9 protein-coding genes are annotated in these 12209 nt (G+C 38.8%); 3 read left to right on the top strand and 6 right to left on the bottom strand.

The features are described from left to right. Window positions 1-5: 5 nt before the first annotated feature. The gene (locus tag PL8927_RS19325) at window positions 6-1925 is read right to left on the bottom strand and encodes a cation:proton antiporter (protein WP_083624847.1); all 1920 of its coding nucleotides are present in this window, start codon (window positions 1923-1925) and stop codon (window positions 6-8) included. Window positions 1926-2031: 106 nt separating this feature from the next. Between PL8927_RS19325 and PL8927_RS19320 the strand changes: the two genes are divergently transcribed. Further along, window positions 2032-2703: a hypothetical protein gene (locus PL8927_RS19320; RefSeq protein WP_331281852.1), complete on the top strand. Its 672-nt coding sequence runs from the start codon at window positions 2032-2034 to the stop codon at window positions 2701-2703. Window positions 2704-2757: 54 nt separating this feature from the next. Here the strand turns inward: PL8927_RS19320 and PL8927_RS19315 are convergent, their stop codons facing one another. Continuing rightward, the gene (locus tag PL8927_RS19315; protein ID WP_083624846.1) at window positions 2758-4038 is read right to left on the bottom strand and encodes a GH25 family lysozyme; all 1281 of its coding nucleotides are present in this window, start codon (window positions 4036-4038) and stop codon (window positions 2758-2760) included. 449 nt (window positions 4039-4487) lie between these two features. On the opposite strand from PL8927_RS19315, the gene PL8927_RS19310 reads away from it, so the two are divergent. Beyond that, complete coding sequence (locus PL8927_RS19310) at window positions 4488-5153, top strand: leucine-rich repeat domain-containing protein (protein WP_083624845.1); 666 nt, start codon at window positions 4488-4490, stop codon at window positions 5151-5153. Window positions 5154-5160: 7 nt separating this feature from the next. Here the strand turns inward: PL8927_RS19310 and PL8927_RS19305 are convergent, their stop codons facing one another. Then, on the bottom strand, window positions 5161-5820 hold the full coding sequence (locus PL8927_RS19305; protein ID WP_083624844.1) for a DUF1361 domain-containing protein: 660 nt from the start codon (window positions 5818-5820) through the stop codon (window positions 5161-5163). Between the two features lie 175 nt (window positions 5821-5995). Here PL8927_RS19305 and PL8927_RS19300 point away from each other — a divergent pair, with 175 nt between their 5' ends. Further along, window positions 5996-6844 carry a zinc metalloprotease HtpX gene (locus PL8927_RS19300; RefSeq protein ID WP_083624843.1) on the top strand — a complete coding sequence of 283 codons (849 nt, stop codon included), beginning with the start codon at window positions 5996-5998 and terminating at the stop codon, window positions 6842-6844. A gap of 122 nt (window positions 6845-6966) precedes the next feature. On the opposite strand, the gene PL8927_RS19295 is transcribed toward PL8927_RS19300, so the two are convergent. The 3 genes from PL8927_RS19295 to PL8927_RS19285 all read right to left on the bottom strand — a co-directional run bounded on the left by PL8927_RS19295 (window position 6967) and on the right by PL8927_RS19285 (window position 11978). Beyond that, window positions 6967-8343: a hypothetical protein gene (locus PL8927_RS19295; protein WP_083624842.1), complete on the bottom strand. Its 1377-nt coding sequence runs from the start codon at window positions 8341-8343 to the stop codon at window positions 6967-6969. A 346-nt stretch (window positions 8344-8689) separates the two neighbouring features. After that, the gene (locus PL8927_RS19290; protein WP_083624841.1) at window positions 8690-9130 is read right to left on the bottom strand and encodes a hypothetical protein; all 441 of its coding nucleotides are present in this window, start codon (window positions 9128-9130) and stop codon (window positions 8690-8692) included. Beyond that, window positions 9117-11978, bottom strand: coding sequence for a CHAT domain-containing protein (locus PL8927_RS19285; RefSeq protein ID WP_083624840.1), 2862 nt, complete (start codon window positions 11976-11978; stop codon window positions 9117-9119). Before PL8927_RS19285 ends, PL8927_RS19290 begins: the two co-directional genes overlap by 14 nt. Between the last annotated feature and the right edge of the window lie 231 nt (window positions 11979-12209).

Genomic DNA, 12209 nt, shown 5'->3' with positions numbered 1-12209 from the left:
ACCGACTAACTGATCATCGCAGATTGTTGATGATTCAAAGCGACTTCAATGGGAACCTCCTCAACAACGGGATGTTTTTCTAAGGTTAAATTAGACTGTTGAGAACCCGATAAACGCTTGAGTAACTTCGGTTTAGGGTCATGAAGTAGATAAATAATCCGATCTCCGACTTGCCCAGATTCTGAGGCGGGTAAGACTTGAAGATTTCCGCCTCTTTCAATTAATAAAGGCACTAATTCCCTAGACCGAATTAACGCTTGTAGATGCGCCCGTTGAAATTCTAACCCCGGTTGACGTAATACCGTTTCTCCTAATTTCACTTCTCGATCTTCGAGATAGGTATTCCACTGTTTTAACGGTAAATCGGGGATAAAAGCTTGTTGGACTTTCTCTCGATTAACCGTTGCTTTCGTTTGCGGTTCACGGGGAAACAAAGCCAATACACGGGGCGGTTTAAATTCTGCATCTGCACGTTCAGCTAAGACAACATTCACCTCACCATTATTCGTCATAGCTAGAAACGTTCCTATCGATTCTAATCCGGCTTCTTCCAATACATTCGGATCTAAAGCACTACTTTGATAAACCCTTAACCCTTGCTGTCTTGCTTTTTCACAGGCTTCGGTATCCGTATCAATTATTACGACTAACTCATCCCGTTCTTGGAAGAGTTTAGCAATTAATCGACTTAAAGGATTTGAACCCACAATCACCGCCCCGGTGACGGAATGTGAAGTAACTCCTAATGTTTTCGCCATCCATCGAGCAGTTAATCCTTGAATCACCACCGTCATAATAATCGTTAAAAACACTAAAGCCTTAATTGAATCTCCCCCGTTAATTCCTCGTTGGGTGAGTAAAATTGCAAATAAAGAAGCAACGGAAGCGGAAACAATACCTCTAGGCGAAACCCAGGAAGCAAATAATTTTTGTCGCCAATTCAGATTACTATTAAGCGTACAAAGCCAAATATTAATCGGACGCACCACCCACATTAAGGCAAAAACCGTTAATACACTTCCCCATCCCAAAGCCACAATACTATCTAAGGATAAATCCGCCGCTAACAAAATAAATAATACCGAAACCGCCAACATCGTTAATTGACCTTTAAATCGGAGTAACTGACGCATATCGGGAATCCCCACATAACGCACCATCATTCCCGTGACTACCGTTGTCATTAACCCCGATTCACTCATTAGCAATTCCGCAATATCAAATAATCCCCAAAGGGCTGCTAATACGACTAAATTCTTTAATTCTTCTGACATAAATTTAGCGGTTTTCAAGAACCATCCCAAGATGCCACCGCCAATCATCCCAATTCCCGCACCAATACTCAAACGTAATAGCAATTGTCCCATAATTTCTAACGGGCCAGTATTGCCATTTAAGACAACGTTGAGCACTAAAACCGCTAAAATCGCCCCAACGGGGTCAATCAGAACCCCCTCCCCTTCTAATAAAGCCGATACCTGACGGTCTACGGAAACCTGTTTTAACAATGGCCCGATTACTGTTGGGCCTGTAACTACCACTAAAGAAGCGTACAGAAAGGCAATAGGCCAAGGGAATTCCCCCAACCAATGGGCAGCCATTCCTGCCCCCATCAGGGTGATTAAAGTTCCAAAGGTGACTAAATTGCGAATACTGCCCGAAACTTGACCTAACGCCCGCAGGTCTAAACTTAATCCCCCTTCAAATAAAATCAAGGCGACGGAGAGGGAGACAATTACTTCTAACCCACTTCCCAAGAGGTTTGGCTGCACGAAACCCAAGCCATCATTCCCGGCGAGAATTCCGAAGAATAACAGAAAGACGATGGCAGGAACTTTCAGGTAGTCTGCCAAGACTTGAGCCGTAATCCCTGCAATGACGGTAATCACCATCAACAGGGTAATGTGAAAAGATGAAGTTTCCATAGGCGCTATTGTCGCAGGCTATCCCCTGAAATGGGAAGGTGTTCTGTTCTACTATACCTTCTGTCCAAAGGAGGAACACCGGAAGCAGGGGGAGAGAGGGAAATAATTGACTGTCAACAGCCAACAGCCAACAGCCAATAGTCAACCGTCAACCGTCAGCAAAATAGAGGCAATTTGTCCTATGTCTTACAGCGAGTTTAGTTTATTTAAAGCCAAACAGAATTTTGGATTAACTACTTTAGAAAAACAGGATATTTTTGTGGATATTCCTGAATTAATCGCTAGTAACTTACTTACAGAAACCCTCAACTATAACTTGCCTATTGCATTAGGAAGTAATAGTGAAAAGGCACGTTCTGAACTTATTATTGCACCCATTTTAGTTGATTTGCGACGACAATTACAGGAGGAAATTAATTTATTTTCAGGTGTAGATTTTACAGTAGATGAGCAAAAAGGATTAAACGGTATTTGCGATTTTATTATTACTAAATCACCAGAAATTCTGATGATAACAGCACCAGTAATTACTGTTGTAGAAGCGAAAAAAGAGAATATTAATGCAGGTTTAGGTCAATGTGCAGCAGAAATGGTAGCAGCCCAAATTTTTAATCAGCGATCAGCAACAGAGATTAAAACAATTTACGGTGTGGTAACGACGGGAAGTATTTGGCAATTTCTCAAACTCCAAGGACAAACATTAAGCATTGACTTGAGTGAATATTATCTCAAAGATGTGAATAAAATTCTGGGAATTTTAGCAAGTGGAATCAGTTAATAGTTGACTGTTGGCGAGCGAGGACGCTCGCACTGCTCCCCTTCTCCCCTGCTCCTATTTTTTCGGTGCAGGTTGTCGCCACTTCTTGCCAAATTCATCTAAGGTAGCAGCAGGAATTTGACTTTGTAACCAATCTAATGCCGCCGCTTGATTCGGTAAACCTTTATAATATTTACAAACATCCTGTAATTTAATACTCGGTGGTGGTAGGGTTTGTTGATTCCATTTTTGAGCTAATTCACTTAAAATTGTGGGTGCAATTTGCTCTTGTAACCAACGCAAAGCTTGATCTTGATTCGGTAAACCTCGATAATATTTACAAACATCAATCAACTTCACAGAAGTGGTTTGTGCTTTTGTTTGGTTTCGCCAGAGTTTAGAAAATTCTAATAACGTCGCTTGGGGAATTTGTTGCTGTAACCACCCTAAAACTTGATCCTGATTCGGATTTCCTTTGTAAACTTTACAAATATCAATCAGTTCAATACTGGGAACAGGTGCGGGAGTGGGTGCTGGGGTAGGTTCGGGGGTAGGTTCAACGTTCCCTCCAGGTAATACAAAAGAATCTGAACGTCCCATTAATGCTGTCCAGGTTTTTAACCCCGCTATTCCATCAGCTTCTAACTGTTTTGTTTGTTGAAATTTGATTAAAGCTGTTTCTGTACCCGTGCCAAAATCTCCATCAATAATTCCCGGATCATAACCAGAATTTTTCAGTAAGTTTTGAATTTTTTCAACTTTTGTTCCCTGATCTCCTTTCCGAACACTTTCAAATAAATTAACATCTATACCCCCGCTAATTCCTTCGACTTGACCTTGATCGGTAAATTGCCACAATACCCAGGTTTTCCATCCTCCGGGGATCATCGGTTGTTCAGCCGTGGTATAGTGAGCAATCCACAGGGGATAATCGGAAAAACGGGTGGTATTGAGTTTTTGCCAAAACCCAGGATAGGTGTAAATAATCGGACGAAAACCGATTTCTTTTTCAATAATATCAATCCATTGTGCCGCGCGATCGCACAGCGCTGTAGCATCTAATCCTCCCATCGTTTCAATATCCAAAACCGGAGGAAGATCGCCATCTTGAAGTTTAACGGTTTTGAGGAAATGATAGGCTTGTTTAATCGGATCACTGGCGGGTTTAAAAAAATGATAAGCACCCCGAATTAAACCATTGGTTTTTGTTTGTTCCCAATAGCGGGGAAAAACTTCACAAACAAAGCTTTCTCCTTCAGTTGCTTTAATAATAGCAAAGGCAATACCAGAACGGGCAACGGCTTGCCAATCTACGTTAGGCTGGTAATCAGAAACGTCAATCCCGCGAATACTCATTGGTTTAGATGTTTAGGAATTAGGAAAATTAGCGATCGCGTTGTCAATTGTTATTTTTATCGCCATATTTTACAATACGGTTTCGATCATAAACGATCATTCTCAAAATTTAGATCTTCTTGTCCTGAGTCAAAATTTTATTCTCTGCTCACAGGTGTCTATCCGTTTCCGGGCTTCTCCCTCTCGCCTAGCAGCCTCCTTGAGTCAGGACACAACCTAAAATCGTCCTAAACTGAATACTGATCCTTCCTAAAATAGCACTTCCTATCCCATAGAATAGCCCGGTGTTGAAACGGATGTTTATCAGTCAGTTATGGAAGATTGTTAAAAAATGTCCTGGCTTTGGTGATATGCTAGGCTAACAATAGAGAATCTTAAAAAAATTTATACACTGAATTTAAAACCCACTGAAAATACTGAATTACAACCCTTAAGGAGGATTGCATATTATGAATAAACTCTCAAAAAAAAGGACAATTCAACAAAGAATAAGCGGAATTTTATTTATATTAACCGTTATCGGTTTACCCACTTTGAGTTTAGCCCAATCAGAAGCGGATACACCAACCTTTAAAACCTTTCAAGATTGGTGTTCTAATCGTCAACAGTTGTCACCGGAAGCGAGGAGAACTGTGGATGTTTTATTACAACAAGTGGGAACCTCTGATTGCGATCGCGCCAATCAAATGCTTTCTGAACAAGAAAGGTTAGATTTAAGTACCTTTCTGATCTCGGATTTAAGTCCCTTAACAGGATTAACCCATTTAACGTCATTGAGAATTAACAATAACCAGATTTCTGATCTCACTCCCTTACAAAGTTTAACTGATTTAAAAGAATTGGATTTAAGTTTTAATAAAATTACGGATATTAGTCCGTTACAACCTTTAACCCAATTAGTCCGAATTAATTTAAGTTATAATCAGATTTCTGATATTTCCCCACTTCAGAGCTTAACGAGTTTAATTGAAGTCTATCTCAACCATAACAAAATTGTTGATATTACCGATTTAAAAGCTTTAACCAAACTTCGCTTCTTATTTATTCAAAATAATCCCCTCACATCTACTCAATGTCCGATTAATCCTAAATACGTTTGTCGCTTTGATCGGTGATCTAAATTTATCGCTTGAGAATTTCTTCAGGATCTAATTCATCTAAGCCTAAATAAATTCGTCGAAACTGAAGCATTAATCCAAAAGTGACTTGCTTCATTAAACTATAGGATATTGTAATTGCAAGGAAAGTAATAAAAATCACTAACAAAGGCTTTTTGGTTGTTAAATCATCTAAGGTTTTAACGAAAACAACATCTGGCTGAGTGACTAAATCCCAACTATTAAAGCGCCGAAATCGTCCCATAAATACCCCAATAGCACACAAAAGGTGAGTCAGAATTTCCGACAGAAAAATATATTGTTTCGCGCCTTGCTTTCTGAGATAATGATTTTGATTAATTAACGATACAACATAAGCTTCTAACCCACTAAGAATGGCAAAGGTATGAAGTGGAATAAAAATTAGAGTAATAATCCAAACCGAATACCTTCCACGAATTGCGCGAATTAAATGAACAATATCCGTGAGTAAATAAGGCGCGTTAGGTAAAAAAGCAATAAAAATGACATAAATAATCCACCAAAACCAAGTTCGAGAAATACTTCTCCTCCGAAACAGCCAAAAACTTAAGACTAACGGAATAAACGCCAAAAACAGATTCCAAATAATCCAACCACTGTGTCGATCAAAGATCTCCAGGCCATCCGCTAACAGTTCTCTCATAGATTTCTGTGTTTATGGTAAAATTATGCTTGTTCAGTATAACAACTCCGTTCTCAAGAATTCCGTCAACCCGTATTATTTAGGTCTGTATTTCCTCCTATTGTTGGCAACTTTCAGACTAAAATAGAACTGAAAACAAAGGGTTACAGCCGATACCTAATTTAGGAAAGTGGGTATGAATCAATTTAAAACAGTAGCTTTACTCGGATTATTAAGTGCTCTTTTAGTCAGCATTAGCTATTGGGTCATTGGGGGAACTAATGGCTTGTTTGTGGGTATTATCTTCGCCGCCGTGACCAACTTAGGTAGCTGGTATTTTTCCGATCAAATTGCCCTCAAAGCCTATAATGCTCAACCCGTGACGCCGGAACAAGCACCCGGTTTATATGCAATGGTAAAACAATTATGCGATCGCGCTAATTTACCTCTCCCTGGCGTTTATATTGTTCCCAGTGCGGCTGCTAATGCTTTCGCCACAGGTCGAGATCCTAAACACGCCGCCGTTGCTGTTACCGAAGGAATTATTAGTCTGTTACCCGAAGATGAATTAGAGGCCGTTATTGCCCATGAATTAAGCCATGTTAATAATCGGGATACCCTCACCCAAGCGGTAGCTGCAACCGTTGCTGGCGCTATTTCTGGGTTAGCACAATTTGCTAGTTATGGGATGTGGTTTGGGGGGTCACGGAATAATAATCGCGGGGGAAATCCCATTGGATTATTATTAACAATTATGCTGGCTCCTATTGCAGCAACTGTGATTCAATTAGCAATTTCTCGAACACGGGAATTTTCCGCCGATGCAGGTGCGGCTAAATTAACTGGAAATCCCAAAGCCTTAGCCAGAGCATTACAACGGTTAGATTTAACGGCTAGACAAATTCCCATTGAAGGAAATCCTGCCTTTGAACCTTTATTAATTATGAATAGTTTTTCGGGAAAAACAATGGCAAATTTATTCTCAACTCATCCGTCTACAGAAGCTCGTATTCAAGCGTTAATGAAGTTAGAGCAAAAAATCTAATTCTTCTATAGAAACTCTAAATAATTTGTGATCAAAATCCGTAGGGGTTGGGTCTCCCAACCCTCTTGTAACCTGGGTTGGAAGACCCAACCCCTACACGGATTACTATAAATTTTTATTAATTATCGAAAAAAACGATATAATAAAATTATCACTGAAATTAACACGGGTAAACTACTAATAAAAAAAGTCGGAGAAGCCATAAAGGAAAAATCGCCATGAGATTTAGGAGGTTCGGGTTGGGCAGATAAAACACTCGCAGTAACGCCACTCATGGTTAATGCTGTACCAACAACACCAATCGTTAAATTGAGATTGCGATCGCTTTTTGTTTGTTCAATACTAATAATTCCCTCTATCGTTTTAATCGCATTTTCTAATAGCTTAAATCCACTATTTAAACTTCTTAAGTCAGATTTAGTTTGTTCTAAATATTTTTCTTCAACATAATCACTAAAAAACATTAAAAATTTTCGCGTTGCTTCTGAATTGAAATTAAAGTCTAATTCAGCAATAGCGTCAACTCGTTTTTGATAATTCTTTAAATTCGTTTTAATCGTTGATTGTTGTTCCTCTAAACTACTTAATTGATTAGAATAAATTGATAATATTTTCAATATATCCGCTAATTCTTTCTGTAACTGGTTCAAATTCAACCGAGTTTGATCAACTTGTTGCGGTAGATTATTAACCGTTGTTTGAATAATAGGATAGGCTTTTTTGAGTTCAATTTTTAATTGACGACTTTGCCAATATGACCAAATAACCTTATTTCGATAGCGAAATAATTGCATCAGTTGAGGATAAATCCGTTCAACTTTTTTTGAAACCTCTGGCAAGGAATTATTGAGTTGAGCATCAAATAAACAAATGATTAAATGCACAGAATCACAAGTTTGATGTTGATGGGATGGCGGTTTCCAAAGTTCATAAAAATGCGCTCCTAAAAATTCACCTGTTTGTTGTAAATCTCGTTCCCAATTATCATCAGGAAATAAGTTAATTTGTTGATAACATTTTTGGGCTGTTTCCAAAGAATTTTGTTCAGGAGAGGTTAGTAAACCCCAGACAAACCAACTTTGTCCAATTGTTCCTTCACAGGAATTGAGTTGATTTTTAATCAGGGTTTTGCTTTCTGCTAAACTAATTAAAGGTTTAGGAGAAAATCTCTTTTTAGCGTCCTTTTCTATTTCTCCAGAACAGTCTATTTGTAACCCATAGGTATCTCCTAATTTAACCGGAGAATAATAACCATCCCCCTGTTTTAACGGTTGTATACAACCAGGGAGATGAGACAGTAAGGGTAAATAATCTCCTGCTTTTTCCTCAACACTTTTAATTTTGTTTAAAATTTCTGTATCAAGTTTCTCTCCATAAATTCGGGTGAAAAAATCCCTTCTATTTTGCTCAATTTTTGTGTCTAATTCACCTAAACCTTCCCCTAAATCATACAGAAATAAATCCACAGTCGGATAAATTAACTGCTCATTATCAACCATAATTAACTCTCTCCCTAACCGTAGGGTGCGTAAGCGAAGCGCACGCACCAAACCCCAACTGATTAACCATAATTAACTCTCCCCCTAACCGTAGGGTGCGTAAGCAAAGCGCACGCACCAAACCCTAAAAAGCAAAGTGCACGCACCAAACCTCAACCTGAAAAAATCCACACATCAACCTCCAAAAAAATTTACACCTCAACCCCGGAAAAAACCACACGCATCAAAACCCCTAATAAAACACGCACCTAATAAAAATATTAAACACCCAACAATTTATTGTAAATTAATATGGTTATTGATTATAAATTGTGGGGTGGTGCGTGCGCTTCGCTTACGCACCCTACTAAAAGCCAGAGGTTAAGAATATGGTTTTTGCGGCTTCACTTGGATTAGGATTTCCGCAAATTCTTTTGATTAAAGATGTAGATGTTTCTTGATGAAGTCGGGTTTCAATCTGAGTTAGAATTTCATCTAAATTTTGTTCGGGAATACGACTCGCTAAATTCTCAACTTCTGTACAAGTTGTGTTTTCAACCTCAGATTTATGATTCGGAATTACATCTAATCCTAAATTGCGAAAACTCGATTTAGACACTAACAAGTTATAGATAGTGTCATAATTTTTTCCCAAAATGGAATTAGTAATCAACTCATCTAATTGATTCAAATCTAAAGATTCACTAATTTGATTTAACTGAACAACGAAATCCGCAGGTAACGGTTTAGACTGTTGAGTTAAGGCGGCAAAAAACGCCGTTAACATTTCAACTTCATAATCTTTCATAGCCGCTTAAAATAAATGCAGCCCAATAGTAGGGATGCTGTAAAGGTGGATTTTGTTCTATTATAGCAAGTTCATCGACACTGATTTTAAACCGTTTTCCTAATAAACCTTTTTCCGGGGGTAACTCCGCTATTCTCGCTTCACACCAGTCTTGTAACTCCTGATGGGTTGCTGTTTTTAACCAGGTTTGGGTTTGGGTAAAAGCATCGGTTTTCGATAACTTCAGAACCTGCCAACGATAATAAAATTCTATCACAAATAACGAACAAGCGACGGATTCAACGACCCATAATGTCCCTAGAACATGGTCAACTTGCTGCATTAAAAACCCGCTTGCGAGTCCCACATATTCACTCAAAATGGTTTGTTTCCCAGCAACGGCCGTTTCACAGGCGGCTAAACAAACTAATTGATAGGAATTGAGACAATAATCGGGTTGAATAATTTCTTCTAGGGTTAAGCGATCGCTATCTTTTAAAAATAACATCGATGATTTAGGATCATTTGTGTTATAATAACCATGACCCGCAAAATGCAAAACTTGGTATTTTTGTTTTAACCCTTGGCTAACTTTTTCTAAGGTTGTTTCATCTTCTGCTAATCGAGTGGGATGATCAAATCTGAGACTAACAAATTCCGATTCAATATCCGCCACAGGTAAAGGCATTAACCGTTTTTTATTTCCTTCTCCCGCTTGAATAATACTAGGGGGATTTTCAATATTTAGTAAAGTTTGATTGGCAGTAATTCGAGGAGTTGATTGTAAGTTTTGACCGATTTTTAAACTCGGTAAACGGGTTAAACTGAAGGGAGGAGGAGCAAAATCACTTAATAAAAATAGAGATTCTAGGGGTAAATAGTGTAAATCTCGATGGGGAACTAAAATAACATGATTAATGCTATCCAGTTTTTCGATAATTTCATCAATTCTGAGAATTTCTTTTAACGCTCTCAGGTTAGGAATCATGTTTTGTCGCCAGTCACGCGATAAACGGTCTTTATCGGGTGTTTTTTCTCGATATTCTTGATAACTTTTATTCCAATCTGTTAACCAATCTTCAAAATCACTTAAAGTTTGAATACTCGGTTGTTGAATCACTTCTAATTCGGGGTTATCCGGTTTTAAAATAAAGGTTGTTAAAGCAATGGGGCTAAGATGCCAATAGACAATAGCCGTTTTCTCCCCAAAAGCTGCGGTTAAAAATTGTCGCATTTCCCCATAACTAAACTTGGGAATCTTATCACTCCACCCTAACAACATCCAACGCAAACAGGTATTTTTCCCTTCTTCTGCTAACTCCAACCCGTTAATAAAATCCCCCGATTTCACCGCTAAATCAACAGTTAATTGATCAAACCCAATAAACTTTAGGGACAGTTGTTGTTTTATATAATTAGAAGGCGTTTCTTCAATCAACCGACGCAACCCATCCGTTGCTTCTTGTTGTAATACCTTTACTCTTTCAGTTTCTCCTAACTCCCATAAGACTTTAATATAATCTCGTAAAACCTCTAAATAGCTTTCAAGAAAATTGTTTACTGTCAAAACCGTTAGGGCAGTATTATAACTGTTAATCGCTTTAACATAGTAATCAGAAACACCTACCTTTTGTCTCCGACCTTCAGAATAGTGCTCCCGACCTATATAATAATGCAACCGTCCCCAACCTTCCGGCTGTTTCTCCTTTTTAACATAAGTTAATCCGATTTCATAACAAGTTATTTTTCCCTGATAACCTCGTTGATTTAGTTCAGGATGTTTAGCAACAATTTGACTGAAAGAAGTTAAGAATTGATTTGGATGGGAAGATTTTCCAGCAGTACCGCCTCGGTTGCTCCAGGCATAGTGAAAGTCCGGTTTAAATTCTAAAGTCTTGTCATAAGAATTAATCGCTTCCTCTAACCTTCCTAAATTATATAAAGCACTGCCTCGGTTGCACCAGGCTTTGTGATCGTCCGGTTTAAATTTTAAAGCCTTGTCATAAGAATTAATCGCTTCCTCTAACCTTCCTAAATAAGCTAAAGCATTGCCTCGGCTGCCCCAGGCTTGGTGTAAGTCCGGTTTAAATTCTAAAGTCTTGTCATAAGAATTAATCGCTTCCTCAAACCTTCCTAAATTATTTAAAGCACCGCCTCGGCTGTTCCAAGCTTCGTGATCGTCCGGTTTAAATTCTAAAGCCTTGTCAAAGGAATTAATCGCTTCTTCTAACCTTCCTAAATTATCTAAAGCAATGCCTCGGTTGTACCAGACATAGTGATCGTCCGGTTTAAATTCTAAAGCCTTGTCATAAGAATCAATCGCTTCCTCTAACCTTCCGAATAAAGATAAAGCAGCGCCTCGGTTGCTCCAAGCCACATGATTATCTGGTTCTAGTTGAATAACCTTTTCAAAACAGAAAAGTGCGTCTTCAAAATTACCTTTTTCAACTTGCTGACAACCCTGATCAAACCAGGAATTATCATCTGATTTTGAATTAATTCCCTCTAAAATTTCTCTCCCAATTCTCCCCGCAACAATTCCTAATTCTCCGATCTCCAAATTCCCCAATAAAACCATCCGCTTTGCTAATTCTTCCTGGGGAGTTGGGTTATCTGCGATGCGTTGTCCAAACCTTTCCAACCAGACGACAAACTCCCCCGGTTTCAGTTGATTTCCCATTAACCATCCCTTCACCTCACCCCGACTTGCACCTTGATGCACGATCTCCAACAATTGCAAAAATAACCCCTCATATTCCGTATCGCTACGGTTAGGACGCACAGGGTTTGAGGGTGGCGGTGGCGGTGGTTGTCGGTTCAGGAGTCGTTGCAGTAATCGTTTAAAAAACCGAATAATTCGTTGCAACATACACCCAATCCCCTACGCACATTCATTATGATTATAACTATAGCAAGTCCAAATAATTTGTGTTCAAAACCCGTAGGGGTGGCGTCCCTTCCAACCCTCTTTTTACCTGGGTGGCGTCCCTCCCATCCGTGTTAACTTAATGCCAAAAGCCTTGAAATAAATTTCAGGCTAAAAGCTCAAACCCGTTAAAACGGGTTAAGAAAGACAGGTATTTAGTTATCTTTAGATAAC

The sequence above is a fragment of the Planktothrix serta PCC 8927 genome (assembly GCF_900010725.2).
Classification (GTDB): Bacteria; Cyanobacteriota; Cyanobacteriia; order Cyanobacteriales; family Microcoleaceae; genus Planktothrix; species Planktothrix serta.
This window is presented reverse-complemented; position numbering and strand designations above follow the sequence as displayed.

Bases quoted from the DNA above. Each gene is read 5' to 3' on its own strand.
- PL8927_RS19325 (WP_083624847.1), bottom strand. From the start codon at position 1,925: ATGGAAACTTCATCTTTTCACATTACCCTGTTGATGGTGATTACCGTC.
- PL8927_RS19310 (WP_083624845.1), top strand. From the start codon at position 4,488: ATGAATAAACTCTCAAAAAAAAGGACAATTCAACAAAGAATAAGCGGA.
- PL8927_RS19290 (WP_083624841.1), bottom strand. From the start codon at position 9,130: ATGAAAGATTATGAAGTTGAAATGTTAACGGCGTTTTTTGCCGCCTTA.
- PL8927_RS19305 (WP_083624844.1), bottom strand. From the start codon at position 5,820: ATGAGAGAACTGTTAGCGGATGGCCTGGAGATCTTTGATCGACACAGT.
- PL8927_RS19315 (WP_083624846.1), bottom strand. From the start codon at position 4,038: ATGAGTATTCGCGGGATTGACGTTTCTGATTACCAGCCTAACGTAGAT.
- PL8927_RS19295 (WP_083624842.1), bottom strand. From the start codon at position 8,343: ATGGTTGATAATGAGCAGTTAATTTATCCGACTGTGGATTTATTTCTG.
- PL8927_RS19300 (WP_083624843.1), top strand. From the start codon at position 5,996: ATGAATCAATTTAAAACAGTAGCTTTACTCGGATTATTAAGTGCTCTT.
- PL8927_RS19285 (WP_083624840.1), bottom strand. From the start codon at position 11,978: ATGTTGCAACGAATTATTCGGTTTTTTAAACGATTACTGCAACGACTC.